The following is a 25,081-nucleotide window of genomic DNA, read 5'->3' on the forward strand; positions in this document are numbered from 1 at the left end:
CATGTCGACCTCCGAATCGAACCGCGGAACCGACCGACTCGTCGACGTCTACCGGGCGTACATCGGCGAACCGGACAGCCGGACGGACGTCTACCTCGGGTTCGCGCTGTTCTTCGCCGGGCTGGGGCTCGGCCTCGCGGGGCTGCTGCTGTTCGCCATCGAGCGCGGCGTCATAGCCGGCGAGGCGTTCTGGCTCCGGGAGATCGCCTTCGCCGGCGGCGCGCTGGGACTGCCGGTCCTCCTGGTCTCCGTCGTCGTGTTGCTGCCGGCGGACCGTCGGGCCGTCTACGTCGCCCTGGGCGGGCTGGCGATCACCGTCGTCGCCATCGGCTTCTTCGTCTCAGTGTACCCGAGCAACTGGAACTACGGGGCGGACTACAGCCTGCAGGGCGTCAGCGTCTACGCCGTCGGCCTGATCAGCCTGCTGGCGGCGACCGGCTCGGCGCTCGTCGGCTACCACATCGAGCGGGTAGGCGGCGGTCCCGCGGCGGCCGCCGGGGCCGAGGAGGAACAGGGCGGCGACGACCCCGAGGTGACGGCGGCGCAGGTCCAGCGGGACATCGACGAGGCGATGTCGGGGACGGAGATGTCGTGGGGCGGCGTCGAGAAGGTCGAGACCGAGCGGCTGTCGATCAACCCCGACGCCGACCTCGACGGGCACAACTTCGACCAGTCGAAGGCGAAGGTCCACCGCTCGAAGAGCGTCGACGACCAGCTGTCCGCGCTGAAGGGAATGAAGGGCGGCGAGCAGCGCACCGACAGCGGCAGCGGCGTCGACGACCAGGCCGACGCGCTGAAGCAACTGAGAGAGCAGCAGCGGAAGGACGCCGAGGCCGACCCCGACGGACTGGTCGGTCGACTGAAGGACCTCGTCGGGCGCTGAGCGGACCGTTTATCCCTCGTACAGAACGTGTACCTGGGGGTACTTTTATTAGACGCCAAGCAGCCGGTAAGGTATGGCACGCGGCATCGACGTCGGGACGATGAACCTCGTCTCGGCCAAGCAGGAAGGCAACGAAACGGTCTTCGTATCGCAGCGGAACTCGTTCGTCGAGATCGAGTACAGCGACATGGCCGAGCGCATGCTGAGCCGCTCGGACGTCCTCCACATCCGCAAGGACGACCAGGTGTACGTCGTCGGCGACGACGCCCTGAACTTCGCGAACATCTTCAACGAGGAGACCCGCCGGCCGATGAAGCACGGCATCCTCTCCTCGGAGGAGCAGTCCGCCATCCCGATGATCAAGCTCATCATCGAGCAGGTCGTCGGCGAGCCGGCCCGGCCCAACGAGCGGATCTACTTCTCGACGCCGGCCGACCCCATCGACTCGGACCTGTCGACGCTGTACCACCAGAAGACCCTCGAGTCGTTCCTCGGGGACGTCGGCTACGACCCCGAGCCCATCAACGAGGGCATGGCGGTCATCTACTCGGAGCTGGCCGACCACAACTTCACGGGACTGGGCGTCTCCTTCGGCGCCGGCATGACGAACGTCTGCCTGTCGTACTACGCGGTCCCGGTCATGACGTTCTCCGTCGCCCGCGGCGGCGACTGGATCGACGAGCAGACCGCGACGGCGACCGGCAACAGCGTCGACAAGGTCACCTCCATCAAGGAGGACGAGTTCCGGCTGGACTTCACGACCGACGCCGGCGGCGTCGAGGGGGCGCTGTCCATCTACTACGACAACCTCCTGGACTACGTCATCGAGAACATCGCCCGCGAGGTCAACGACGAGGACGTCGAGGAGGGTCTCGACGTGCCTGTCGTCGTCACCGGCGGCACCTCCAGCCCGCCGGGCTTCGAGAAGCTCTTCCAGGAGCGCCTCGAGAAGGCCGACATCCCGTTCTCGATCAGCGACGTCCGGAAGGCCGACGAACCCCTCTACAGCGTCGCCCGCGGCGCGCTCGTCGCCTCCCGGACCGAGGAGGAGGACGAGGCCGGCTCCGCCGACGCCGGCGAGGAAGCAGAGGAAGCCGCCGAGGACTGACGCGACGACGCCGCGGCCGTCGCCGGCCGCCCGACCCCGCGATTCTCCCTATTCTTCGCCCGAGTGGACGGCCATGTGACCGTTGAGCTGGGCGACCGCGTCGAACCGCTTCCCACAGACGTCGCAGGCGACGCCGTCTCCTGCATCGGTTGCGCCGTCCTCGATAGCGTCGCCGTCGATGGCGGTGTTCTGCCCGGCTTCGACGGTCAGGTCCGACGCCGGCGACGACACGCGGACGACCGTCGGCTGCGGATCGTCGCCCGCGTCGTCGAACTCGGGCGTCGGGGCGTCGCTCGTCTCGACGGTCCCGGCGCTGACGCGTCCGACCTCGTTGAACCGCGTGATGGCGTCGTCCCACGACTCCCCGTCGCGCAGCTCGCCCCGGTGTTCGACGGGCACTCCGATGTAGCCGCAGCGGTCGCAGGAGACCGCCTCGCGGCCGCCCAGGGCGTACCGTTCCAGTCGGCCGTCACACCGGGGACAGTCCATGGCAGGGGGCTATACCCCGGGGTGGAAAGAAGCTTCCGCGTGTTTCAGCGCGTCAGTCCCCGAACGTCGCCGCGAGGCCGTCGGCGACCGCCGCGACGGCGTCGTCGGCGCGGTCGAGGTCGTCGAGCATGCTGGCGAAGCCGTGGATCATGCCCGGGTACGACTCGCGGCGGACCGCGACGCCGGCCTCGGCCAGCCGGTCGGCGTAGGCCTCCCCCTCGTCGCGGAGCGGGTCGAACCCGGCGGTGACGACCGTCGCGGGCGGCAGCCCCGAGACGTCGCGTGCGAGCAGCGGCGCGACGTAGGCGTTCCGGCGGTCCGCGGCGTCGTCGAGGTAGCGCTCGTAGAACCACGCGACGCTGTCCCGCTCGAGGAAGTACCCCTCGGCGTTCTCGACCTGGCTCTCGAAGGCGTGGATGCCGGGGGCGGCCACCGCCGGATAGAGCAGCGCCTGCGCGTCGATGGCGGGGCCGTTGCGGTCGCGGGCGGCGATGGTGACCGCCGCCGCGAGGTTGCCGCCGGCGCTGTCGCCGGCCACGGCCACGCGGTCCGGGTCGCAGTTCATCCGGCCTGCGTTCTTCGTCGCCCAGACCGCCGCGGCGTAAGCGTCCTCGAAGCCCGCCGGGAACGGGTGTTCGGGCGCGAGCCGGTAGTCGACGGAGAGGACGGCCACGTCGCCGGCGTTCGCGAGCGCGCGGCAGAGCGGGTCGTAGGAGTCGAGGCCGCCGAGGACCCACCCGCCGCCGTGGTAGAAGACGACCAGCGGCGGGTCGGTCCGCTCGGGGAGGTACAGCCGGACGTCGATGGACTCGTCGGGACCGGGGATGGAGAATTCCTCGACGGCGGCGACCGGGGCAGCAGACTGGTCCCCGAAGAAGGCGGCGAGGCGCTCGCGGGCGCTCTCGACCGACAACTCGTAGGTCGGCGGCACTGGGACGGATTCGACGGCCTCCAGGACGGCGGCTGCCTGCGGGTCGAGTTCGCGGTCGGGCATACTCTCGACGTACGCGGGAGGGCGGATAACTCCCCGGTCGGGGCCGATAACCCGCTCGCATACACCAACCTATAAGCATGTCTGGCAAGTATTGCAGGCCGATGACAGAGGGGAACGCGGGGTCGACGCGTCGCCGGCTGGCGCAGGAACTGGCAGTCGTCGCCGGGTTCGAGGACCCGCGGGCGCCGCTGGAGCAGTACCACACGCCGCCGGACCTGGCGGCCCACATCGTCCACGTCTCGGACCTCCAGGGCGACGTCGAGGACCGGACGGTCGTCGACCTGGGCTGCGGCACCGGGATGCTGGCGCTCGGCGCGGCGTTGCGCGGCCCCGACCGCGTCGTCGGCGTCGACGTCGACCCGGCGCCGCTGTCGACCGCCCGGGAGAACGAACGGCGGGTCGCCGCCCGGACCGACGTCTCGTGGGTCCGCGCCGACGCGACGCGGGCGCCGCTATGTCCCGACGACCCGGTGACGGTGCTGATGAACCCGCCGTTCGGCGCCCAGTCCGGCAACGAGGGTGCCGACCGCGCCTTCCTCGAGACCGCCGTCGACATCGCCGACGTCTCCTACTCCGTCCACAACGCCGGCAGCGAGGCGTTCGTCGAGTCCTTCGCCGACGACGAGGGCGGCGAGGTGACCCACGCCTTCGCCGCTGAGTTCGACCTCCCCCGGCAGTTCGACCACCACGAGGACGAGTCGCGGTCCATCGACACCGAGGTCTTCCGCATCGAGTGGCGGTAGACCTCAGTCCGACCGCCGGGCGACCCTGATCCGCGTCTCGTTGCGCTCGGCGAAGAAGTCGCGACCGTCCCGCTCGAACTCGACGCCGCCGACGGTCGCCGCGTTCCCGTCGACCGGGACGGACTGGCGGTCGAGCGTTTCGTTCTCCCTCGAGACGATAACGTCGAAGCCGTTGCCCTCCGGCTCGATCGAGACGTTCCGGCCGTCGATGCGGACGTCGGCGCTGGCTCGCTCGGCCCGGTAGACGACCGGTCTCGTCTCTGCCGTCGCCCGGCCCAGACGGACGTTGTACGTCGAGTTCCCGCCGGCGAGCGACCACGTCGTCCGCGACGCGCGGACGTCCGCGTTCCAGGTGAGGCCGCCGAGCCGGACGGTCACGTCGCCACGGGACGCCAGCTGCCGCTTCGATACCTCCTCCCACCAGATGTTCCGCTCCTCGGAGACCACGATGACGCCGCTGGCGTTGACCCGGTCGCTCCCGTTCTCGCCGGTGATGGGCGTCGCCGGGATGAACTGGTTCTCCACCTCCTCGGCGTAGAAGACGGTGTAGTCGCCGACCTCAGTGGGTTCGGCCTCCGCCAGTCCCGCCCGCGCGTCGTCGACGACGAAGAGGTTGAACCAGACGCCGACCAGCGACAGCGCCAGCAGGACGCACACGAGCAGTCCGTAGGCCGCCTCGCGCCGCGAGAGGTCGATCCTCGAGACGAGGTCCCGCGGCGTAGCGACGGCGCCGCCCGCGACGAGCGCCGCGAGGAGGAACACCAGCGCCGTCCCCAGCGCGCGGAACAGCGTGTAGGTGTCGCTGCTCTCGATTGTGTAGATGGCCCACAGGCCCCGGTCGATGGTGAAGGCCAGGGCGGCGAACCAGACGTGGCTGGCCTTCGGGCGGACGTCGCGGCGGTACAGCAGCGCGACGCTCGCGACGATCCCCAGGAAGAGCCCGAGGGCGTGGCCCTGGACCGCGACGTTCGCCCACCAGGGCCGCGAGAAGGACTCGCTGGCGATCTGCTGGAAGACGGGCTGCTGGACGGCGCTGAACACCTGCGAGACGATCCGGCTGACGAGGATCGCGACGACGGTCGCCACCGGGTAGCGGACCAGCGCGAAGCCGACGAGCGCGAACACGACGCCGGAGAACCCGACGACCGGGCCGAGCGCGAACGCCGCCGTGAGGATTGCGGCCACGAAGAGGCCGACGCCCCACGCGGCGGCGCGGACGATCGGGTTGGTGCGGAGCGACGAGAACGAGGCGCTGCCACGCTCCCGGGGGAAGTGTCCCCAGGCGTACTCGGCGACCGTGCCGAACACGAGCGCGCCGAGGAGGTTGCCCGTGAGGTGACCCAGGCCGGCGTGGGCGAAGCCCGCCGTGAGGATGCCGGTCGGGTAGAAGTAGCTCCACGCGCGGAACGGCACGACGACCGGGTCGGTGGGATTCGCGAGGCCGTCCTGGACGAACAGGTAGAACGCGGCGACACCGGCGCAGGCGACCAGCGTGCCCCAGGGCAACCCCAGCAGGAGCCGTCGCCGCGCCAGCCGTCCCCAGCGGCCGTGCGGCTGGGCGAGGTAGTAGAGCGTGGCGAGCGAGACGAGCATCCCGGCCAGGAGGACGACGTACCAGACGGCGGCCGGGGATGGCATGTGGCCGACGACGTGACGGATCCCTATAGAAGCCTGCGGTTTACCCAGGCCCCGAATCCGGGCCGGCGGTCCCGGTCACCGATCGGGCTCGACGACGAGTTTCCCGAAGGCGTCGCGCTCGCTCATGTCGTCGAACGCCCGGCCGGTCTCCTCCAGTGAGTACGTCTCCCCGACCGGCGGCTCGAAGGCGCCGTCGGCGAGGAGGTCGACGAGCGTCTCCAGTTCCGGCTGGGTGCCCATCGTCGACCCGACGATGCGCTCGTGCCGGAGGAAGAACGGCGCGACCTTGAACTCCGAGGTGGGGCCGGCCGTCCGGCCGCAGATGACCATCGTCCCGCCGCGTTTCATCACCTCGAGGCCGACCTGCGTGAAGTCGCCGGCGAGGTGGTTGACGACGGCGTCCGGCGAGCCGATCGACCGGACCTCCCGGACCAGCTCGTCGGTGTCCGCCGACCGGATGGTGTGCTCGCAGCCGAGCTCCGACAGCCGGTCGAGCTTGCGTTCCGAGGTCGAGGTGCCGATGGCGTCGGCGCCCCGGACGGCGGCGAGCTGCACGGCGGCGACGCCGACGCCGCCGGTGGCGCCGGGGACGAACACGAGGTCCGTCGGCCCGACGTCGGCGACCTTCAGCATCCGCCAGGCGGTGAGGTAGGCGGTCGGCAGCGCGGCGGCCTCCCGGAAGTCCACGCCGTCCGGCAGGGGAATCAGCCGGCTGGCGTCGACCGACGCCCGCTCGGCGAGGGCGCCGTGGTAGAGCATGAACTGCTCGCAGAGCGTCTCCGGCCCCTCGCGGCAGAACTCGCAGGTCCCGCAGGTCTGGTTGGGACAGAGCAGGACGCGGTCGCCCGCCTCGACGCCGCGGACGTCCTCGCCGACCTCGCTGACGTAGCCGGCCGCGTCGAGCCCGGAGACGAACGGCAGGGCGCCCCCGGTCACCATCGCGGAGTCGCCCTGCAGTATCCAGAGGTCGTGGCGGTTGATCGAGCAGGCCTCGACGTCGACGACGGCCTCGCCGGGGCCGGGCTCGGGGTCGTCGCGTTCCTGGATCTCGACCGCGTCGCCGTCGCCGAAGTCGGTGAAGGCTGCGACTCGCATGCCTCCACCTGTTCCGGCGCGGGGTTATGCGTTTGGGAGACGGTGACGGGCTAGCGGCCGGTCGCGTAGTTCGCCGCGGCGCCGACGAGGAGGACCACGCTCCCGAAGTAGAGCCAGGTGACGAAGAGGAGGAGGGCGCCGAGGATTCCGAGCGCCTTGTACTGACCCGCGTTGCTGGCGTAGACGACGAAGAGGACCTGCAGGACGATGAACCCGACGGCGGCCAGGAGCGCCCCCGGGAGCACGCCGCGGACGGTCTCCTCGACCGGCGGCAGGACGTAGTACAATGGGAGGAGGACGACGACCAGGGTCACGAACAGGAGCGCCGAGCCCACCAGGCCCGGGTTGGCGACCGGTACGTCGACGACGGAGACGAGGATGCTGACCGCGATCATCGCGCCGATGGCGACGACGAGGAGCCCGATGACGACCGCCGCGTCGAGGAGCTGTCTGAGCAGTCCCGGTTCGGCCTCGTGGTCGTAGACGTTGGAGAACGCGATGTCGAGTCCCCGGAACACCTTCGAGCCGCTCCAGAACGCCACGACGATACCGACGACGCTCGCGCCGACCTGCCCCTGGATGCCGGTCAGGAGGCCGAGGAGGACTTCCTGACCGCTCTCTGAGAGCGCCGAACCGAGCCGGTCTTGGATGAGCGATTCGATGTACGCGTCGCCGCCGATCAGCGTCCCGAGTGCCAGCGAGAGCAGCAACAGCGGGACGATCGACGCCAGGGCGTAGTACGTGATCGCCGCCGCCATGAACGTGAGCTCCCGGTCGCGGGCGACGTGCACGATCTCTCGAACCGCCGTAGTGGTCCCCATCGAACTTGCTAGTTGGGCGAGTATTTCAAAGAGCGTAGTGACCAGAAGCTGCGGGAGATATATCGGCTTTCTGAACGGGCGGGTCAGGTGGTCCCTCCGCGGGACGGCGTCCGGTCCCGGCCGGTGGAGGGGTGGTCGCGCCTACAGCTCCATCTCCCCGTCGATGATCATCTGTGCCCGTTCGGCCAGTGCGGGGACGCCCTCCCGCATCTTCGGGTACATCGGGTCGTCGGAGTTGCCCTCGAGGTACCGGCGGAAGAACATCTCGCCGAGGCCGGCGAGCTTGTACACCGCGAGCACCCAGTAGAACCGCCAGTTGTCGAACTCGTAGCCGGTCTTCTCCTCGTAGCGCTCGACGAGGTCCCGGCGCGACGGGTACCCCTCGCGGGTCATGAACTCCGAGGCCAGCGACTGCGTCGGCGGCTCCGGGTCCTTCTCCTCGCTCCAGTAGGAGAGCATCCACCCGAGGTCCGTGAAGGGGTCGCCGAGCGTCGACATCTCCCAGTCGAAGATAGCCGCGATCTCGGGGTCGTCCGACGGCGCGAACATGACGTTGTCGAGCTTGTAGTCGCCGTGGACGAGCGTGTTCGGGTACTCGTCGTCCTCCGGGACGTTGTCGTAGAGCCACTCCATGACGTCGTAGAGCGTCTCGACCTCCCGCTCCTCGGCGGTGACCTCGAAGGCCCACGTCAGCTGTTCGGACCAGCGGCGGACCTGCCGCTGGGTGAACTCCGGCGGGTAGCCGAAGTCGCCCTCCTCCAGCCCGACGGCCTCGTAGTCGACCTCGTGGATCTCGACGAGGCGGTCGACCATCTCGTGGCCGATCCGTTCGCGGGACTCGGGGTCGGCGAAGCGGTCGGGTTCCTCGTCCCGGAGCACGTCGCCCTCCTGGCGCTCCATCGCGTAGAAGTCGCTGCCGATGACGTCGTGGTCGTCGCAGGCCAGCACCGTCGTGGGAACCCTGACGTTCGTCTCCTGGAGGGCGTCGATGACCCGGTACTCCCTGAGGACGTCGTGGGCGTTCTCGGCGATGTCCCCCGGGGGCGGCCGGCGGACGACGAGTTCGCGGTCCCCCCAGGTGACGAAGAGGGTCTCGTTGGAGTGGCCCTCCTGGTGGTGCCGGACGTCGTACTCCTCGACGGTGCCGAGTTCGGCCTCCAGATACGAGCGGAGCGAGTCCTCGTCGACGATGCGCTCGAAGTACTCGGAATCCGCGTCGGTCATCCGTCCTCACCCGCGAGGCTTACTAACATTGTAAGACGAAGTGTGCGACGCTGACCCAAATAACTGCCGCCACCCCTCGCATGTCGGACATGTATCGGAGCGAGGGAGCCCGGTCGTGTGTACCAGTCGACAGTTCCGCTCCCGGTCCTTTTACAATGTTGTGTCCAGATAGGTACGCCATGGAGTACCACGACTCCCCCGAGGCGAAGGAGCTCGCAGACCGCGCCCGCGAGTTCGTCGACGAGGTCGTCATCCCGACGGAACGCGAACACCTCGGCCAGGGCCCGGTCGGAGAGGACGTCATCGAGGACCTCCGAGAGGAGGCCCGCGACCGCGATATCTACTGCCCCCAGATCGACGAGGAGCACGGCGGCATGGGGATGGACCTCAGCGACGTCCTCCCGCTGTTCGAGGAGGCCGGCCGCTCGCTGCTCGGCGCCTCGGCGATGCGCGTCGACGCGCCCGACGAGGGGAACATGCACACCCTCGAGCTCGTCGGCAGCGAGGAACAGAAGGAGGAGTGGCTCGAGCCGCTCGTCGCCGGCGAGATCCGCTCGGCGTTCGGCATGACCGAGCCCCGCGACGGCGCCGGCTCCGACCCGAAGATGCTGAAGACGACCGCCGAGAAGGACGGCGACGAGTGGGTCATCGACGGCCACAAGTGGTGGACGACGCAGGGCAGCCACGCCGACGTCATCCTCCTGATGGCGGTCACCGACCCCGACGCCCACCCCTACCAGGGCGCCTCCATCATCCTCGTCCCGACCGACGCCGACGGCGTCGAGATGGTCCGCGACATCCCCCACCTCGGCCCCGACATGGACGGCCACGGCCACGCCGAGTTCCGGTTCGACGACGTCCGCGTCCCCGAGGAGAACCTGCTGGGCTCCGAGAACGCCGGCTTCGCGATTGCCCAGCAGCGCCTCGGCCCCGCTCGCCTGACCCACTGCATGCGCTTCTCCGGGATGGCCCGTCGGGCGCTCACCATCGCGAAGGCGTACATGTCCGAGCGGGAGTCCTTCGGCACCTCGCTGTCGGACAAGCAGTCGCTCCGCTACGACATCGCCGACAAGGAGACCGAACTCCACGCCGCCCGGACGATGGTCAGACACGCCGCCGAGGAGATCGCCCGCGGCGAGCAGGCCCGCGTCCCGGTCTCGATGTCGAAGGTCTTCACCGCGAACGTCTGCCAGGAGGCCATCGACCTCGCTATCCAGTGTACCGGCGGCTCCGGCATCTCCCGGGACCTCCCGCTGGCGGACTTCTACGAGGGCGTCCGCGCCTTCCGCATCGTCGACGGCGCCGACGAGGTCCACCAGCGCGTCATCGCCCGCGACGCCTTCGAGGGCGCCGAGGAGCACACCGACGAACTGGAGAACCTGCCGACCTTCTGACGGACACCTCGACCGCTCCCGAACCCACCGAGGGTCGGTTCTTTTGTGCGTGCTCTAGAAGGAGATTCATGGTTAGACTCCGCGACCGCCGTCGTCTTTATCGCCTCCAACGTCAGGCGGGCCCGTTCGGGGGCCCAGTCGACCGAGTGGCCAACGCCCTGGGAGCGAGGATGCTGGCCTCGGTCGCTGTGGCGGCGTACTTCGTCCTCGTCGATTTCCCACAGTACTTTCTGACCGCCGGGTGTTCTGGGACTGCTCGTGGCGCCCGTGGGGCTGCTGTTGGGGTGTTCGACGCCGACGTCCACAGCCTCCCGCGAAGGCGTCAGGGATGACGTCCACGACGCGGCATTGAGCGATCCTGACACGACAAGTTGTTACCCGATGGTTTCCGATTGGTGACTAGAAGGCGGCGATTCAGCCCCGAGACGGGTAATTTCAATACGGCTGAAATACCAACTCCGCACATGGACGACGACGAGAGGGGTCCGCCCCCGTCGCGGATCGGCGAACCGGACTCCTCGAGCAGCGCCGGATACGTGGTCCGGGACGTCGTCTCGAGTCTCCTCCTCGTGGCGGCCATCGGCGTGGCGGTGTTCCTCGTTAGCGGCGTCTGGCCGCCGCTGGTCGCCATCGAGAGCGGCAGCATGCAGCCGAACATGCAGAAGGGCGACATGGTGTTCGTGACCGAACCCGACCGCTTCGCCCCCGAGGAGTCGTTCCGCGGGACGGGCATCGTCACCCACGCGTCGGGCGCGGACCAGGGCCACCGGGCCTTCGGCAAACCGGGGACGGTCGTCGTCTACGATGCCCCGGGACGGAACGGCCCCCCGATCATCCACCGGGTCAGATTCTGGGTCGAGCCGGGGGAGAACTGGTACGACCGGGCCAACGAGCAGTACCTCGACGCGGACAGTTGCGAGGAACTGCGGAACTGTCCGGCCCCACACGCCGGCTTCGTCACGAAGGGCGACAACAACGCCTACTACGACCAGGCCAGCGGCATCGCGCCGCCGGTGAAACCGCAGTGGGTCACCGGCACCGCCAGGTACCGGGTGCCGTACGTCGGGTGCGCCAGGCTGGCCTTCTCCCCGAACAGCTGTCGGATGCCGGCCGTCAGCTGAGCGGCGCCCCGACCGTCACGTCGCCGTCCAGCCGCCGTCGACAGTGAAGACGCTGCCCGTACAGTAGGCGGAGGCGTCGCTGGCGAGGAAGACGGCGATCCCCTTCAGGTCGTCCGGGTCCCCCAGGCGCCCGAGGATCGTCTCGTCGGCCATCTGGTCGTGCATCTCGTCGAGCCCCGAGTCCTTCCGGAAGGCGCCGCCGCCGATGCCGGTGTGCGTCCAGCCCGGCGCGATGGCGTTGACGCGGATGTCGTCGTCGCCGAGGTCCGCGGCAGCCTGCTTGACGAGCTGTCGGACGCCGCCCTTCGAGGCGACGTAGGCGGCGACGCCCGGCCAGTCGGAGGCCACCTCGCTGAGCACCGACGCCGTCGCGACGATGCTGCCGCCGTCGTCCATCGCCGCCGCGGCCTCGCGGATGGTGTAGAAGACGCCGTCGAGGTTGACGTCCATCACGTCGTCCCACTCCTCGACCGGGTACCGGTCGATCGGCAGGCTCAGGCGCCCGATGCCGGCGTTCGCGAAGACGACGTCCAGCCCGCCGAGTTCGTCCGTCGCCGTCTCGACCATCTCCTGGACCTGCTCGTGCTCGGAGACGTCGACCTCCAGGGGGAGCGTCTCCGCGTCGAGTTCGTCGGCGACCTCCCGGACACCCTCGTGGTCGACGTCCGCCAGCGCGAGGTCGGCGCCGGCGTCGGCACAGGCCTCCGCGTAGGCCTTGCCGATGCCCGAGGCCGCGCCAGTGATCAGTACCACGTCGTCGTCGAGCCTGAAGCGGTCGAGTACGCTCATGGCCACCACCTCGCGGAGAAGGGGTTTGGTGGTTTTCCCTGCGATGGGAGGGCGCAGGGGGCGCCACCGGTACCGCGCCGTTACCTGTCCTCCTCGACTGACGCGTGCCGTGGCTGGAGCCGACGGTACCAGGGGAGCAGCGGCGGAGCGAGGAGGAGCGCAGCCACGACGAACACGAGGATCGACAGTAGCGGCATCGACGTGACGTACCAGACGGCGATCCCGGGCAGCAGGGCCACGAAGACGTGGGCGAAGAACAGCGCCGAGACCGGGAGGAACCCGTGGGCGGGATGGCCGACGACAGTCATCGTATATTCTACCGACGTGGACCTGATACAAACACGTTCGCATCGATTCTCCATCTGACTGTCGCGGAACCGGAATCACGGACCAAAGCATCCGCGCGAGCAGAGCGAGCGCGGTAATCGACGGCGAGCGATGCGTGGCGCGAACGAAGTGAGCGCCACGGGAATGCGAACGGCGAGCGGAGCGAGCCGTGAGCAGCGAGCCGCCGTAGCGTTCGGAAATCGCCCTTGGCGATTTCCGCAGCCCGTCAGAAGTGCTTCGCACTTCTGAGGACGCCCGACGACTAACGCTGGCCCGAACGGAGTGAGGGCCAGCGGCTGGAGGAGGGCGCGCCTATTTACACCCACGTTTTTGCCGCGAGGCGCGGCGGAGCCGCGCCGAGCGTGCAAAAAGTGGAGGTTCTAGAAACTGAAGAGGTCGATGCCGCCGGTGACGCCGATGACCTGGCCGGTGATGTAGTTGGACTGCTCGGAGGCGAGGTAGGCGACGAGATTGGAGACGTCCTCCTCCTTGCCGAGCTTGCGCATCGGGGTGGCCTTCGCGATCCGGGCGAAGTGCTCGTCGACCTGCTCGAGCTGGTCGATGGGGAGGTCGGCGAGCTGGCCGACGACGATGCTGGGAGCGATGACGTTCGAGGTGACGCCGTGCTGGGCGCCCTCGAGGGCGAGCGTCTTGCCGAAGCCGATGAGCGCGGCCTTCGTCGCGGAGTACGAGAGCTGGCCGAAGCCGCCCTGCCAGCCGGCCATCGAGGACATGTTGATGATGCGGCCCCACTCCCGCTCCTTCATGTGGGGATAGACCTCCTGGGTGATGTTGTAGGCGCCGGTGAGGTTGACGGCGATGTCGCGGTCCCAGATGTCGTCGTCGAAGTCCTCGACCTTGTCGCGGGCGTCGACCATCCCGGCGTTGTTCACGAGGATGTCGATGCCGCCGGTCTCCTCCTCGAGGGCGGCGACGGTGTCGGAGACGTCGGCGCGGTCGGTGAGGTCGCACTCGACGGCGTGGGCGGTCGCGTCGTAGTCCTCCTCGAGTTCGTCGACGACGTTCTCCGCCTTGTCGAGGGCGACGTCGAGGACGACGACGTCGGCGCCCTCCTGGGCGAGTACGCGGCAGTCTTCGCTCCCGATACGTCCGGCACCGCCGGTGACGAGGGCGGTCTTGTCGTCAAGTCCGAAGTCCATTGCAAGGGGGTAATCTCCGGGTTTCGCTATAAGGATTGGGACGGTGATGGGAGGGTCGTTTAGTAGGGCGGGCGAGAACGGCGTTCTCGGCGGTTATCGAACGACGCCGACGACGTCGAGCAGCTCGCGCAGGTCGTCGATCTCGTAGTCGGCCTCGGGTCCCCGGCCGTCCTCGCCGTAGCCGACGGTCCCGATGCCGAGGTCGGCGGCGCCGGCGACGTCGTGGGAGTGGCGGTCCCCGACCATCAGCGCGCGCTCGGGATCGACGTCGAGGGCGTCCAGGGCGTCGCGGAACATCCGCGCGTCGGGCTTGGTGTGGCCGACGTCCTCGGAGGTGGTGACGTGGTCGAAGCGCTCGCGGACGCCGAAGGTCTCGAGCATGTTCTCGGCCTCGCGGGTGTCGATGTCGGAGACGATGGCCAGTTTGAGCCCCGCCTCGTCGAGCGCCCGGATGGTCTCGACGGCGCCGTCCTCGGCGCGGAGCGTGGCGTCTGTCGCCTCGGCGAAGGTAGCCTCCCAGTCGTCAGGCGGATCGCCGTCGAACAGCGCGGTGGTGGCCTTCTCGTAGCCCTCGCGTGCGGTCCGGTACTCGGTTCCCTCGCGGCCCTTGAAGTGCTCGCCGAGGGTCGACTTCCAGGTGTCGAGCGCCGCCTCGGGGTCGAGGTCGTGTTCGTCGGCGAGTTCGGCGACGAAGGTCGCGTACCCCTCCCGGACGGACTTCAGTTCGACGATGACGCCGCCGATGTCCCAGAGGACGGCGTCGTAGGCGCGGTCGGGGTCGCCCTCGCTCATGCCTCGTAGAAGCGGACGCCGTCGCGCATCTCGCTTCCGACCGCGCCGGTCTCCTCGAGGTGCGCCAGCGCACTCATCGTCTCGGGGATGAGGTACTTGACGTCCCGGTCGCCGGCCAGCGCCATGGCGACGCCGGGGACCGTCGAGTAGCCGTCCTCGACGAGGTCGGTCACGTTCTCGAGGCGGTCGTCCAGGCTCTCGCGGTGGCGCTCGACGGCGCCGGCGAGGTCGTCGTGGACGGGACCGTGCCCCGGGTAGACGCGGTCGACGTCCACGTCGTCAAGGCGGTCCAGCGCGGTGTAGAAGGCCTCGAAGGCCTCGCGGTGGCCGTCGTCGAGGCCGTCGTGCATGACGACGGGACGGAAGGGCTGGATGCCCATGTCGCCGGCCAGCAGGACCGACTCGCCGCCGAGTTCGGTCGGGTAGCAGAGGTGGTCGGCCTGGTGGCCGGGCGCGTGGACCGCGCCGATCTCGACGTGACCGATCGTCGTCGTGTCGCCGGGTTCGATCCAGACGTCGACGTCATCCGGCGGGAGCAGCGCGGAGTCCCGTTCGAGCGACTCGACGGCCATCTCGACGGCCATCTCGAGTTGCTCGTCGGGGAAGCCGGCCGCCTCGCAGTTCCGGCGGACCCGCGACTCGAGGCCCTCGGGGTCGCGGGCGAACCGCTCGCGGACGCCGGCGGGCGCGTAGACGGTCGGGTCGCCCGCCTCGAGTATGGTGGGGACCTGGCCGACGTGGTCGACGTGCGGGTGGGTGACCAGCAGGTGTTCGACGTCGCTGGGTTCGTAGTCGTGTTCGGCGAGGGCGTCGCGGAGCGCGGCGTCGTGGTCGGGGAGCGCGGCGTCGACGAGGATCGGCTCGGGGCCGTCGACGAGGTAGCAGGCGACGTGTCCCGGTCGCCAGTCCACCTCGAACTCGAGCCGGTGGACGTCGTCCACACTGTTCCGGAGTTCCATCTGCCGGAAGTTCGCCGCGGTTCCGTTTAAATATTCGTTTCCCCACAAGCGCCCGCGACTTACCATTGTTCAGCGACCCCGTCGAACTCTTACCTTTATTAAGGTAGCAGCGGAACGTACTCGCGTCACATGACAGCGACACGCACGAGCGCGCACACGGCGCGGGAGGACCGATGCTAGACCAGTTCAGCGTCGACGGGCAGACGGCCATCATCACCGGCTCCAGCCAGGGCATCGGCGAGGTGACGGCCCGGCGGTTCGCCGACGACGGCGCGAACGTCGTGGTCACCTCGCGGTCCCCGGAGGAGATCGAGGAGGTCGCCGAGGACATCAACGCCGGCGACGCGCCCGGCGAGGCCATCGCCGTCGAGTGCGACGTCCGCGAGCGCGACTCGGTGGAGGCGCTCGTCGAGGCGACCGTCGAGGAGTTCGGCGGCGTCGACGCGATGATCAACAACGCCGGCGCCTCCTTCATGGCCGGCTTCGACGACATCTCCGAGAACGGCTGGAAGACCATCGTGGACATCAACCTCCACGGCACGTTCCACTGCTCGCAGGTCGCCGGCCAGCAGATGCAGGAGCAGGGCGACGGCGGCAGCATCGTCAACTTCGCCTCCGTCGCGGGGACGATGGGCTCCAGGTACATGAGCCACTACGGCGCCGCGAAGGCGGCGGTCGTGAACCTCACGACGTCGCTGTCAGCCGAGTACGCCGAGGACGACATCAAGGTCAACTGCATCGCGCCGGGGCTGGTCGGGACCGCCGGCGTCGCCTCCCAGATGGGCATCGACCCCGCGAACGTCGAGCGAAGCGACATCGCCAAGGAGATGGGCCTGCCCGAGGAGATCGCCGACATCGTCCAGTTCCTCGCGAGCGACGCCTCCTCGTACGTCGTCGGCGAGACCATCGTCGCCCAGGGCGTCCCCCCGCTGGAGGACTCGAACCTGTGATCCGACCATGACCGAACGAGACGTCTTCCTCCCCGTCGCGGCCCAGCCGAGCGTCGACGCGCTCGTCGAGCAGGCGCGACTGGGCGAGGAACTCGGCTACGACACCGCGTGGCTCCCGGAGACCTGGGGCCGCGACGCGGTGACGACGCTGACCAGCATCGCCCACGGGACCGAGGACATCGACATCGGGACCTCCATCATGCCGGTGTACTCGCGGTCGCCGGCGCTCATCGGCCAGACCGCCGCGACGCTCCAGGAGGTCGCCGACGGCCGCTTCCGGCTCGGGCTCGGCCCCTCGGGCCCCATCGTCATCGAGAACTGGCACGGCGTGGACTTCGGGAACCCGCTCCGCCGGACCCGCGAGACCGTCGACGTCGTCAAGCAGGTCCTCTCGGGGGAGCCCGTCGACTACGACGGCGAGTACTTCGACCTCGAGGGGTTTCGGCTGCGCTGCGACCCGCCGGACCCGGTCCCGTCCGTCGAGACCGCCGGGATGGGCCCGAAGGCCGTCGAACTCGCCGGCCGGTTCGCCGACGGCTGGCACGCGCTGATGCTCACCCGCGACGGGCTCCGGGACCGCCTGGAGGACTTCGAGCGCGGCTCCGAGATGGGCGACCGCGACCGCTCCGAGCAGCGCGTCACCCTCTCGCTGACCTGCTGTGCCCTGGAGGACGCCGAGGAGGCCAAGCAGCTCGTCAAGCAGCACTCGGCCTTCTACGTCGGTGGGATGGGCACCTACTACCGGGACAACCTCGCCCGGCAGGGCCACGAGGAGGTCGCCCACGAGATCCACGACAAGTGGCAGGGCGGTGACAAGCAGGCCGCGATCGCGGCGCTGCCCGACGACCTGCTCGAGCAACTGGCCGTCTGGGGGACCCCGGAGGAGGCCCGCGAGCACTTCGAGCGGTTCACCGACGTCGACGGCATCGAGGCCGTCTCCGTGTCGTTCCCGCGCGGTGCCGACCTCGACCAGATCGAGTCGACGGTCCGGGCGCTGGCGCCCTGACCGTTCCGGTACGCGCCACCAGGGCCCCGGCGCGTCGGCCCTGGATCTGTTCTTTCCACCCGGTCTGTCGGGAGAAATACAAACTCGGATGAACGGTACTGAAGTTGATGATTGGCGCGGCATTCATTATCCCTGGGCATCTCTTGGCGGACATGGCAGGTAACCAGCCACTGCGCGGGACGACGCGTCGACGCTTCCTGACGGCGACCGGCACCGGAGTCGGGGCGCTCGCCCTCGCCGGCTGCTCCGGCGGTGGCAACGGTGACGACGGCGGTAGCGACGAATACGAGCGCGTCAGCGTCGGCTACGGCGAACAGGGCAGCGCGATGAACGAGGGTCGCCTGGACGTCGGCGTCGGGACCTACCTCAACTTCCAGATCGCGCCCGGCTGGTTGCAGGACATGATGGCCCAGGTCGACCTCCGCATCCTCGGCGTCCCGGACGACGTCCTCGAGGACTGGGAGGGCGACGACCGGCTACTCGTCCAGTCGTTCCCCGGCGAGGAACTCGAGAACGCGGCGTACATCCCGGACGAGGTCCACTGTCCGACCTTCGCGTACAACTTCGTCACGCGGAACGACCTCGACTACGACACGGTCTACGAGTTCATGACGACGCTGTACGAGAACCGCGACCAGCTGGGCGAGTACAGCGCCGTCCTCGAGCGCCTCGAGAACGAGGAGTTCTGGCTCGAGAACATGTACGATGGGGTCCCGTTCCACCCGGCGGCTGCCGACTTCTACCAGGAGAACGGCCTCTGGAGCGACGAATTCGAGCGCGCCGACGAACCCGACGAGCAGGTCGGCGGCTCCCAGGACGGCGAGGCGCAGTTCCGGATGCGGACGTCCGGGTCGACGACCTCCGCCTACGCGGCGAACCAGGGGATGGCCGCCGTGGTCAACGAGAACACCGACGAGGTGTTCGTCGAGGCCCAGACCAGCCCCGGCACCGAGGCCAACATGGGCGCGCTGAACAACGAGGAGGCCGAGAGCGTCTACATCCAGAACTGGTCGGCCCAGGACGTCCGTGACGGCAACGAGCCGTACGACAACCTGAACTTCGAGATGACCCAGGTCATGCACTTCTACGACCTCCCGTGGTTCTTCTGTACGGCCAACGAGGGCTGGGAGACGCTCGCGGACATCGAGTCCGGGAGTTCCATCTCGCCCACGCCGAGCGGTTCGGGGACGGCACCGGCGCTCGAACACGCACTGGGATACGTCTTCGACTGACACTCGATGTCCGTAACCACCCGGTTCGCGGACGACGCGGGTCCGAAGTCGGTGCTCGACGCCATCGTGTCGCTGCTGGGCGTCTCGCTGACGCTGTTCACCGTCGGGTACGCGACCACGCTGGTGTTCAACCTCCCGACGTTCGACCAGGTGGAGGCGTACATGAACATCTTCCTGGGGATCGGTCTGGCGCTCTTCTACCTCCACTACGCGAGCGAGCGGTTCGACGCCGACAACTGGCCGCCCCACACCCCGGCAGGCTCCAGGTCGGCGCTCGACCGCGTCCGGGACGGGTACGCGCGGATCGACCCGTTCGTGGCCGTCGCCCTGGCGCTGCTGGCCCTCGCCGCGACGGGCTACGTCCACTACCACTTCGAGCGGCTCATGGAGGACGTCTTCCTGCAGGGCCACACCCAGGTCGACTACTACGTCGGCGTCGTCCTCATCGTGCTGGCCATCGACTCGACGCGGCGGGCCTTCGGGAACGTCATCGCGGCGTTCGCGGTGCTGTCTGTCCTGTACTCCCACTCGCTCGTCGGCCCCGAGATGCCGGGCGCGCTCCGGCACACCGGCTTCACGTGGCAGCAGATCTCCCGGACCGGCGCCATCGAGATCACCGGCGTCTACCACGAGACGCTGATGCGGATCGGCGCGACGTGGGTCGCCATCTTCATCATGTTCGCCGGCATCGCGAAGGCGTTCGGGCTGATGGACTTCGTCCTCGACGTCGGGAGCGAACTCGGGACCAGCCTCCGGACGGGCGTCGTCCAGATCGCCGTCGTGGCGAGCATGATCATGGGCTCGATCACCGGGAGCGCGGCGGCGAACACGGCCACGACGGGGAGCTTCACCATCCCGATGCTGAAGGAGCAGGGCGTCCAGGACGACTTCGCGGCCGCCATCGAGGCGGTCGCCTCGGCCGGCGGACAGATGCTCCCGCCCGTGATGGGCGTCGCCGCCTTCATCATGGCCGACCTGCTCGACGTCCCGTACGTCGACATCATCCAGGCCGGCACCATCCCCGCGATGCTGTTCTACCTCAGCGTCGGGGTCGGCGTCCACTACACCGTGCTCAAGCACGGCTGGATCTCCGAGGACCTCGACTCCTTCGAGTGGCGGATGCTCGCGGAGGGGGCGCACTTCCTCATCCCGCTCTGCGTCCTGCTGTACACGCTCATCTGGCTGCGGTACTCGCCGATGACGGCGGGGATGTACTCCATCTTCACCATCGTCGGCGTCGTCGCCATCAGGAACGCCTACTCCCGGGGGATCTCCGCGGAGTCGGCGAAGACGACCGCCGCCCAGACCGTCGACGGACTCCGGCAGGGCGGCGTCGACATGGCGCCGCTCATCGGCGTCCTCGCCGCGATGGGCCTCATCGTCCAGTTGCTGGAGGGGACCGGCCTCACCCAGCGGGTCGGGACGCTCATCATCAGCCTCGGCGGCGGCTCGCTGATCGTCGTCCTGCTGCTGGCGATGGTCGCGTCGGTGCTCTTCGGACTGGGGATGCCGACGCCCGCGGCCTACATCCTGGTGGTCATCCTGGTCGCCCCGGGCGTCATCGAGATGGGCGTTCCGGACATCGCGACCCACATGTTCGTCTTCTACTTCGCGATGCTGTCGGCGATCACGCCGCCGGTCGCCATCTCGGTGGCCGTCGGCTCCCGCATCGCCGACACCAGCTTCACGCGCTCCTGCGTGCAGGCGCTCCGGCTCGGGGCCCCCGGGTTCGTCATCCCCTACGCCTTCGTGGCGAACGACAGCCTCATCTACTGGTCGGTCCCGGACACGCTCATCCAGTTCCCGCTGGTCCTGTCTGGGACGATCGGACTAATCGTGGCCATGGTCGGCTACGACGGCGCCCACGACCTGGCGTACCACTGGCGGGCCGGCTACGTCGTGCTGGCCTTCGGCGCGATGTTCGGCAGCGTCGTCCACTTCGGCCTGCAGGTGGCCGCCGCAGTCGTCCTCGGGGCGGCGCTGATCTACGGGAGCTTCGTCGCCGAGACGGAGATCGGCGGGGCGTCGACGCAGGTCGGCGACTAGCGTCCCGTCGCCCACTTCCCTGAGGGCCGGTCGCCGAAGGGATGAACTATTTATCGGTGGCAACGACAGGAAGAGCCATGGCAAATTCCTACACGGGAGCGGATCTCTTCGTCGACGCACTCGAGCAGTACGGCGTCCAGCACGTCTTCGGCAATCCCGGGACGACGGAGCTGCCCATCATGAACGCGCTCTCCCACAGCGACCTGGAGTACGTCCTCGGCCTCCAGGAGGACGTCGCCACGGGGATGGCCGCCGGCTACGCCTCCACCCGCCGCTACCACGCCGACGACGACCCCGACGTCAACCCCGTCGGCGTCGTCAACCTCCACGTCACGCCCGGCCTCGCCCACGGGCTCGGCAACGTCTTCGGCGCGATGTACGGCGGCGCCCCGGTCGTCGTCACCGCCGGCAACCACGAACTGGACTTCCGGCACGAGGAGCCCATCCTGACCGGCGATCTCGAGCGACTCGTCGACCAGTTCTGCAAGATGTCCGCGGAAGTCACCCACGTCGACTCGCTGCCGATGCTGCTACGCCGGGCGTTCCGTGTCGCGCTGACGCCGCCGACCGGTCCCGTCTTCCTCGCGCTTCCGGCGGACGTGATGCAGACCGAGACCGACCGCACGCCCGAACGCCTCGGCCCGATCCCGGACGCCGGCCGCGGCGACCCCCAGCAGATCGAGGCCGCCGCCGACTACTTCGTCGAGGCCGACCAGCCCGTGCTGGTGCTGGGCGACCACGTCGCCCGCGCCGGCAAGCAGGCCGTCGACGCCGCCATCGAACTGGCCGAGGCTGCCGGCGCGCGCGTCCACGGCGAGATCCTCGCCAGCGAGGTGAACTACCCCACGGAACACGACCACTGGATCTCCTTCATGGCCGCCGACGAGGGGCTGGCCTCGATGATGATGGACACCGACACGCTGGCGCTGGTCGGCACCTCCACGAACACGACGCTGCTCCGCCACGAGAACCCGCTCGTCGACGAGGACACGACGACCATCCAGATCTCCAGCGACCCCTGGGAGGTCGGGAAGAACCACCCCGCCGACGCCGCCGTCGTCGGCGACCCCGGCCACGTGATGGGCGAGATCGCCGAGCGCGTCGACGACCGCCTGGACGACGAGGAGCAGGAAGCCCGTGCCGACTACGTCCAGACAATGAAGCAGTCGCTGGCGGGGACGATGCAGGACATCGGCGAGGACGAGAAACCCGAGGGCGACGAGCGCTCCTCGAAGGCCGAACTCGTCGACAACATGATCGAGGTCGACGACGAGGTCTACATCGTCGACGAGGGGGTCACCTCCAAGTTCGCGATGCTCACCCGCTTCCCGTTCGACAAGGAGCAGTACCTCTCGAACAAGGGCGGCGGTCTCGGCTACGGCCTCCCGGCGGCCGTCGGCGCCGCCTTCGCCGAGTCCATCCAGGACGACCCCCGGACCGTCGTCGGCTACGTCGGCGACGGCTCGTACCTCTACTACCCCCACTCCATCTACTCCGCCGCCCGGCACGACCTCGACCTGACGGTCGTCGTCTCCGACAACCGCAACTACCGGATCCTCAAGAACAACACGCTGAAGATGCTCGGCGGGGAGGAAGCGGACTACGACTTCGTGGGGATGGACTTCGACCCCCACGTCGACATCCCGAAGAACGCCGAGAGCCACGGCGCCCGCGGCCACCTCGTCGAGACGCCCGAGGCGTTCCCCGACGTCTACGAGGAGGCCCTGGAGTCGAGCGGCACCGACGTCATCGACGTGCTCGTCCACGACTGAGCACCCACTTTTTGCACGGGCGGCCTTCGGCCGCCCGGCAAAAGCTTGGGGAAAATATGCGCGCCATCCTCCGTGCCGCGGCGCTCACTTTGTTCGCGCCGCGTTAGTCGTCGGGCGTCCTCAGAAGTGCGAAGCACTTCTGATGGGCTGCGGAAATCGCCAAGGGCGATTTCCGAACGCTACGGCGACTCGGCCTGCGGCCTCGTCGCCGCGGACCGCGCTCCCTCCGGTCGCGCGGTTTCTGGACCTGACCCGGCTTCTTAAGTACGATAACCCGACCAGACAGCCCGTGCTCTGAGCAGCCACCGACGGGCCGCCGAGGCGGTAGCGAGGTGGCGGAGTCACCTCGATGCGAGCGGTGAGCGGAAGCGAGCCGCGAGCGCGACCCACGGCTCGTCGAATTAGCGGGTCGCCTGTACGCAGTTCCGGAAACGGCAGGGATATCACGGCAACGCGGCAACACCGATGACGTGTCCAGGGCCTACGCCGCCACGATGTTCGCCGCCCTCGCCGTGATGTGGGGCCTCTCCTTCCCGGCCATCTCCGTCGGCCTCGAGTACCTCCCGCCGCTGCTGTTCGCGGCGTTCCGCTACGACGTCGCCGCCGTGCTCCTCCTGGGCTACGCCGTCGCGACGACCGACACCTGGCGGCCGGTCGGGTGGAACAACGTCTCGGCCATCCTCGGGGGCGGCGCGTTCCTCATCGCCGGCAACGGGCTGCTGTTCATCGGCCAGCAGACCGTCCCCAGCGGCGTCGCCGCGATCCTGCAGGCGCTCGTCCCGATCCTCACCGCGCTGTGGGCGCTCGCACTGCTCGGCGAGCGTCTCTCGGCGGTCGGCGCGGTCGGCGCCGGCCTCGGCTTCCTCGGCGTCGGGCTCATCGTCCAGCCCGACCCGAACAACCTGCTGGCCGGCGACACCGTCGGCCGACTCATCATCGTCGGCCAGGTGGTCCTGGTCTCCCTCGGCGGCGTCATCGTCCAGCGGGCCGGCCCCACCATGGAACGGGTCGCGCTGACCGGCTGGTCGATGCTCGTCGGCGGACTCCTCCTGCACGCCTTCAGCCTCGGCGCCGGCGAGCTGCCCGGAGCGAGCGCGCTGTCGTCGACCGCCGTCGGCGCCGTCGTCTACCTGGGCGTCTTCTCGACGGCGCTGGCGTTCCTCATCTACTTCACGTTCCTCGAGGAGCGCGGCGCCTTCGAGACGAGCCTCGTGGCCTACCTCGTCCCGGTCGTGGCGACCGTCGCCGGGGTCTTCCTGCTCGACGAGACCATCGGCCTCCTCTCCGTCGCCGGGTTCGTCGTGGTCTTCGTCGGCTTCGCGTTGCTGAAACGCCACGCGCTGGTCGACCTCGTCGGCGCCGGCGTCAGTTGATCGCGCCTTCGTCGCGGAGCCGGTCGATGGACTCGTCGTCCAGTCCGGCGTCTCGCAGGAGTTCGTCGGTGTGTTCCCCGTGTCCCGGCGGGTCGATGGCGCCAGCATCCGGTACGTCGGACCCGCAGAGCGGGAACCCGACACGCGGGGAGCCGTCCTCGGGACGTTCGACGTAGCCGCGGGCCTCGATCTGCGGGTGGTCGAACGTCTCCGCCGGCCGGTAGACGCCGTCGACGGCGGCGTCCACGTCGGCCATCGCCTCGGCCCACTCGTCGCGGGTCCGCTCCGCGAAGAGTTCCTCCAGTTCCTCGCGGACGGCCTGCCGCTCGGCAGGGTCCCCGGTCATGTGCTTGCCCGCGAGGTCGGGGCGGTCGACGGCCTCGCAGAACGCGGCCCAGAACTGCGGCTCGAGGGCGCCGAGGGTGACGTACTGGCCGTCCTTGGCCTCGTAGACGTCGTACCAGGGATACTCGCCGGTGAGCGCGGTCTCGCCGGGGCGAGGGTCCTCGCCGCGCAGCGCCTCGGGAGCTATCGCCTGCGAGAAGGAGACGACGGCGTCGGTGAGCGCGACGTCGAGGTACTCGCCGCCGGAGTTGCCGAGTTCCCGAGAGAGCAGCGCCGAGCACACCGAGAACGCGGCGAGCAGCCCGCCGGCCATGTCGGCGATCTGGTAGCCGGGGGTTCGCGGTTTCTCGTCGTCGTCGTCGCGGGTCATGTCGAGCAGCCCGGCGAGGCCGATGTAGTTGAGGTCGTGGCCGACGCGGTCGGCGTGGGGGCCCTCCTGGCCGTAGCCGGTCAGCGAGCAGTAGACGAGGTCCTCGCGGTACTCGGTGAGCGTTTCGTAGTCGACGCCGAGCCGTTCGGTGACGCCGGGCCGGAAGCTCTCGATGACGACGTCGGCGTCGGCGACGAGTTCGTAGAACGCCTCCTGGCCGGCGTCGCTCTTGAGGTCGAGGGCGACGCTTCGCTTGCCGCGGTTGACGGCGTCGAAGACGGCGCCGACGCCCTCGTCGGTCGTCGGGGGCATGTGTCTCGCGTAGTCGCCCGCGCCGGTGTCCTCCACTTTCACCACGTCGGCGCCGGCGTCGGCGAGCAGCTGCGTCGCGTACGGGCCGGGGAGCAGTCGCGTGAGGTCGAGCACGCGAACGCCATCGAGTCGCATACC

23 protein-coding genes are annotated in these 25,081 nt (G+C 69.1%); 11 read left to right on the forward strand and 12 right to left on the reverse strand.

Going from position 1 to position 25,081, the window contains the following annotated elements:
- Position 1 precedes the first annotated feature (1 nt).
- Entirely contained in the window at positions 2-883 is an 882-nt protein-coding gene (locus HWV07_RS02790) for a cell division protein CdpA domain-containing protein (RefSeq protein ID WP_178332840.1), read from the forward strand.
- 73 nt (positions 884-956) lie between these two features.
- Positions 957-1,991: a disk-shape morphogenesis protein volactin gene (locus HWV07_RS02795; RefSeq protein ID WP_178332841.1), complete on the forward strand. Its 1,035-nt coding sequence runs from the start codon at positions 957-959 to the stop codon at positions 1,989-1,991.
- Between the two features lie 48 nt (positions 1,992-2,039).
- Here HWV07_RS02795 and HWV07_RS02800 read toward each other — a convergent pair whose 3' ends face one another.
- Positions 2,040-2,480 (reverse strand): C2H2-type zinc finger protein, encoded by a 441-nt coding sequence (locus HWV07_RS02800; RefSeq protein WP_178332842.1) that lies wholly within the window; start codon positions 2,478-2,480, stop codon positions 2,040-2,042.
- Between the two features lie 52 nt (positions 2,481-2,532).
- On the reverse strand, positions 2,533-3,474 hold the full coding sequence (locus HWV07_RS02805; protein WP_178332843.1) for an alpha/beta hydrolase: 942 nt from the start codon (positions 3,472-3,474) through the stop codon (positions 2,533-2,535).
- Between the two features lie 101 nt (positions 3,475-3,575).
- Between HWV07_RS02805 and HWV07_RS02810 the strand changes: the two genes are divergently transcribed.
- On the forward strand, positions 3,576-4,217 hold the full coding sequence (locus HWV07_RS02810) for an METTL5 family protein (RefSeq protein ID WP_178332844.1): 642 nt from the start codon (positions 3,576-3,578) through the stop codon (positions 4,215-4,217).
- A gap of 3 nt (positions 4,218-4,220) precedes the next feature.
- Here the strand turns inward: HWV07_RS02810 and HWV07_RS02815 are convergent, their stop codons facing one another.
- The 4 genes from HWV07_RS02815 to HWV07_RS02830 all read right to left on the reverse strand — a co-directional run bounded on the left by HWV07_RS02815 (position 4,221) and on the right by HWV07_RS02830 (position 8,995).
- Positions 4,221-5,855 (reverse strand): rhomboid family intramembrane serine protease, encoded by a 1,635-nt coding sequence (locus HWV07_RS02815; protein WP_178332845.1) that lies wholly within the window; start codon positions 5,853-5,855, stop codon positions 4,221-4,223.
- A 75-nt stretch (positions 5,856-5,930) separates the two neighbouring features.
- The gene (locus tag HWV07_RS02820) at positions 5,931-6,950 is read right to left on the reverse strand and encodes a quinone oxidoreductase family protein (RefSeq protein WP_178332846.1); all 1,020 of its coding nucleotides are present in this window, start codon (positions 6,948-6,950) and stop codon (positions 5,931-5,933) included.
- Between the two features lie 50 nt (positions 6,951-7,000).
- On the reverse strand, positions 7,001-7,771 hold the full coding sequence (locus tag HWV07_RS02825; protein WP_178332847.1) for a YihY/virulence factor BrkB family protein: 771 nt from the start codon (positions 7,769-7,771) through the stop codon (positions 7,001-7,003).
- A 141-nt stretch (positions 7,772-7,912) separates the two neighbouring features.
- Positions 7,913-8,995 carry a phosphotransferase family protein gene (locus HWV07_RS02830; protein WP_178332848.1) on the reverse strand — a complete coding sequence of 361 codons (1,083 nt, stop codon included), beginning with the start codon at positions 8,993-8,995 and terminating at the stop codon, positions 7,913-7,915.
- A 179-nt stretch (positions 8,996-9,174) separates the two neighbouring features.
- Between HWV07_RS02830 and HWV07_RS02835 the strand changes: the two genes are divergently transcribed.
- On the forward strand, positions 9,175-10,389 hold the full coding sequence (locus HWV07_RS02835) for an acyl-CoA dehydrogenase family protein (protein WP_178332849.1): 1,215 nt from the start codon (positions 9,175-9,177) through the stop codon (positions 10,387-10,389).
- 464 nt (positions 10,390-10,853) lie between these two features.
- Positions 10,854-11,510, forward strand: coding sequence for a S24/S26 family peptidase (locus tag HWV07_RS02840; protein WP_178332850.1), 657 nt, complete (start codon positions 10,854-10,856; stop codon positions 11,508-11,510).
- Between the two features lie 15 nt (positions 11,511-11,525).
- On the opposite strand, the gene HWV07_RS02845 is transcribed toward HWV07_RS02840, so the two are convergent.
- The 5 genes from HWV07_RS02845 to HWV07_RS02865 form a co-directional block, all read right to left on the reverse strand.
- A complete protein-coding gene (locus HWV07_RS02845) occupies positions 11,526-12,299 on the reverse strand; it encodes an SDR family NAD(P)-dependent oxidoreductase (RefSeq protein WP_178332851.1) in 774 nt (257 codons plus the stop codon).
- Between the two features lie 80 nt (positions 12,300-12,379).
- Positions 12,380-12,607, reverse strand: coding sequence for a hypothetical protein (locus tag HWV07_RS02850; RefSeq protein WP_178332852.1), 228 nt, complete (start codon positions 12,605-12,607; stop codon positions 12,380-12,382).
- Positions 12,608-13,006: 399 nt separating this feature from the next.
- Complete coding sequence (locus tag HWV07_RS02855) at positions 13,007-13,786, reverse strand: SDR family NAD(P)-dependent oxidoreductase (RefSeq protein ID WP_178332853.1); 780 nt, start codon at positions 13,784-13,786, stop codon at positions 13,007-13,009.
- Between the two features lie 93 nt (positions 13,787-13,879).
- A complete protein-coding gene (locus tag HWV07_RS02860) occupies positions 13,880-14,578 on the reverse strand; it encodes an HAD family hydrolase (RefSeq protein ID WP_178332854.1) in 699 nt (232 codons plus the stop codon).
- Positions 14,575-15,537 carry an MBL fold metallo-hydrolase gene (locus tag HWV07_RS02865; RefSeq protein ID WP_178332855.1) on the reverse strand — a complete coding sequence of 321 codons (963 nt, stop codon included), beginning with the start codon at positions 15,535-15,537 and terminating at the stop codon, positions 14,575-14,577. Before HWV07_RS02865 ends, HWV07_RS02860 begins: the two co-directional genes overlap by 4 nt.
- Positions 15,538-15,710: 173 nt before the next feature.
- Here HWV07_RS02865 and HWV07_RS02870 point away from each other — a divergent pair, with 173 nt between their 5' ends.
- The 6 genes from HWV07_RS02870 to HWV07_RS02895 all read left to right on the forward strand — a co-directional run bounded on the left by HWV07_RS02870 (position 15,711) and on the right by HWV07_RS02895 (position 23,916).
- Positions 15,711-16,487: an SDR family NAD(P)-dependent oxidoreductase gene (locus HWV07_RS02870; protein ID WP_178332856.1), complete on the forward strand. Its 777-nt coding sequence runs from the start codon at positions 15,711-15,713 to the stop codon at positions 16,485-16,487.
- Positions 16,488-16,494: 7 nt separating this feature from the next.
- Positions 16,495-17,493 carry a TIGR04024 family LLM class F420-dependent oxidoreductase gene (locus tag HWV07_RS02875; protein ID WP_178332857.1) on the forward strand — a complete coding sequence of 333 codons (999 nt, stop codon included), beginning with the start codon at positions 16,495-16,497 and terminating at the stop codon, positions 17,491-17,493.
- Positions 17,494-17,645: 152 nt separating this feature from the next.
- Positions 17,646-18,725 (forward strand): TAXI family TRAP transporter solute-binding subunit, encoded by a 1,080-nt coding sequence (locus HWV07_RS19710; protein WP_246279817.1) that lies wholly within the window; start codon positions 17,646-17,648, stop codon positions 18,723-18,725.
- A gap of 6 nt (positions 18,726-18,731) precedes the next feature.
- Positions 18,732-20,771: a TRAP transporter permease gene (locus HWV07_RS02885; RefSeq protein WP_178332859.1), complete on the forward strand. Its 2,040-nt coding sequence runs from the start codon at positions 18,732-18,734 to the stop codon at positions 20,769-20,771.
- A gap of 77 nt (positions 20,772-20,848) precedes the next feature.
- Positions 20,849-22,543 carry a thiamine pyrophosphate-binding protein gene (locus tag HWV07_RS02890; protein ID WP_178332860.1) on the forward strand — a complete coding sequence of 565 codons (1,695 nt, stop codon included), beginning with the start codon at positions 20,849-20,851 and terminating at the stop codon, positions 22,541-22,543.
- A gap of 470 nt (positions 22,544-23,013) precedes the next feature.
- Positions 23,014-23,916, forward strand: a complete 903-nt coding sequence (locus HWV07_RS02895; protein WP_246279818.1) for a DMT family transporter — start codon at positions 23,014-23,016, stop codon at positions 23,914-23,916.
- Here HWV07_RS02895 and HWV07_RS02900 read toward each other — a convergent pair.
- A complete protein-coding gene (locus HWV07_RS02900) occupies positions 23,909-25,078 on the reverse strand; it encodes a CaiB/BaiF CoA transferase family protein (protein WP_178332861.1) in 1,170 nt (389 codons plus the stop codon). The two genes, HWV07_RS02895 and HWV07_RS02900, sit on opposite strands and share 8 nt — an antisense overlap.
- Positions 25,079-25,081: the final 3 nt, after the last annotated feature.

Source organism: Natronomonas salina (genome assembly GCF_013391105.1).
GTDB lineage: Archaea > Halobacteriota > Halobacteria > Halobacteriales > Haloarculaceae > Natronomonas > Natronomonas salina.

What these genes read in the sequence shown, in the direction of transcription:
- HWV07_RS02790 (WP_178332840.1), top strand. Translation starts at nt 2, where the DNA reads ATGTCGACCTCCGAATCGAACCGCGGAACCGACCGACTCGTCGACGTC.
- HWV07_RS02795 (WP_178332841.1), top strand. Translation starts at nt 957, where the DNA reads ATGGCACGCGGCATCGACGTCGGGACGATGAACCTCGTCTCGGCCAAG.
- HWV07_RS02800 (WP_178332842.1), bottom strand. Translation starts at nt 2,480, where the DNA reads ATGGACTGTCCCCGGTGTGACGGCCGACTGGAACGGTACGCCCTGGGC.
- HWV07_RS02805 (WP_178332843.1), bottom strand. Translation starts at nt 3,474, where the DNA reads ATGCCCGACCGCGAACTCGACCCGCAGGCAGCCGCCGTCCTGGAGGCC.
- HWV07_RS02810 (WP_178332844.1), top strand. Translation starts at nt 3,576, where the DNA reads ATGACAGAGGGGAACGCGGGGTCGACGCGTCGCCGGCTGGCGCAGGAA.
- HWV07_RS02815 (WP_178332845.1), bottom strand. Translation starts at nt 5,855, where the DNA reads ATGCCATCCCCGGCCGCCGTCTGGTACGTCGTCCTCCTGGCCGGGATG.
- HWV07_RS02820 (WP_178332846.1), bottom strand. Translation starts at nt 6,950, where the DNA reads ATGCGAGTCGCAGCCTTCACCGACTTCGGCGACGGCGACGCGGTCGAG.
- HWV07_RS02825 (WP_178332847.1), bottom strand. Translation starts at nt 7,771, where the DNA reads ATGGGGACCACTACGGCGGTTCGAGAGATCGTGCACGTCGCCCGCGAC.
- HWV07_RS02830 (WP_178332848.1), bottom strand. Translation starts at nt 8,995, where the DNA reads ATGACCGACGCGGATTCCGAGTACTTCGAGCGCATCGTCGACGAGGAC.
- HWV07_RS02835 (WP_178332849.1), top strand. Translation starts at nt 9,175, where the DNA reads ATGGAGTACCACGACTCCCCCGAGGCGAAGGAGCTCGCAGACCGCGCC.
- HWV07_RS02840 (WP_178332850.1), top strand. Translation starts at nt 10,854, where the DNA reads ATGGACGACGACGAGAGGGGTCCGCCCCCGTCGCGGATCGGCGAACCG.
- HWV07_RS02845 (WP_178332851.1), bottom strand. Translation starts at nt 12,299, where the DNA reads ATGAGCGTACTCGACCGCTTCAGGCTCGACGACGACGTGGTACTGATC.
- HWV07_RS02850 (WP_178332852.1), bottom strand. Translation starts at nt 12,607, where the DNA reads ATGACTGTCGTCGGCCATCCCGCCCACGGGTTCCTCCCGGTCTCGGCG.
- HWV07_RS02855 (WP_178332853.1), bottom strand. Translation starts at nt 13,786, where the DNA reads ATGGACTTCGGACTTGACGACAAGACCGCCCTCGTCACCGGCGGTGCC.
- HWV07_RS02860 (WP_178332854.1), bottom strand. Translation starts at nt 14,578, where the DNA reads ATGAGCGAGGGCGACCCCGACCGCGCCTACGACGCCGTCCTCTGGGAC.
- HWV07_RS02865 (WP_178332855.1), bottom strand. Translation starts at nt 15,537, where the DNA reads ATGGAACTCCGGAACAGTGTGGACGACGTCCACCGGCTCGAGTTCGAG.
- HWV07_RS02870 (WP_178332856.1), top strand. Translation starts at nt 15,711, where the DNA reads ATGCTAGACCAGTTCAGCGTCGACGGGCAGACGGCCATCATCACCGGC.
- HWV07_RS02875 (WP_178332857.1), top strand. Translation starts at nt 16,495, where the DNA reads ATGACCGAACGAGACGTCTTCCTCCCCGTCGCGGCCCAGCCGAGCGTC.
- HWV07_RS19710 (WP_246279817.1), top strand. Translation starts at nt 17,646, where the DNA reads ATGGCAGGTAACCAGCCACTGCGCGGGACGACGCGTCGACGCTTCCTG.
- HWV07_RS02885 (WP_178332859.1), top strand. Translation starts at nt 18,732, where the DNA reads ATGTCCGTAACCACCCGGTTCGCGGACGACGCGGGTCCGAAGTCGGTG.
- HWV07_RS02890 (WP_178332860.1), top strand. Translation starts at nt 20,849, where the DNA reads ATGGCAAATTCCTACACGGGAGCGGATCTCTTCGTCGACGCACTCGAG.
- HWV07_RS02900 (WP_178332861.1), bottom strand. Translation starts at nt 25,078, where the DNA reads ATGCGACTCGATGGCGTTCGCGTGCTCGACCTCACGCGACTGCTCCCC.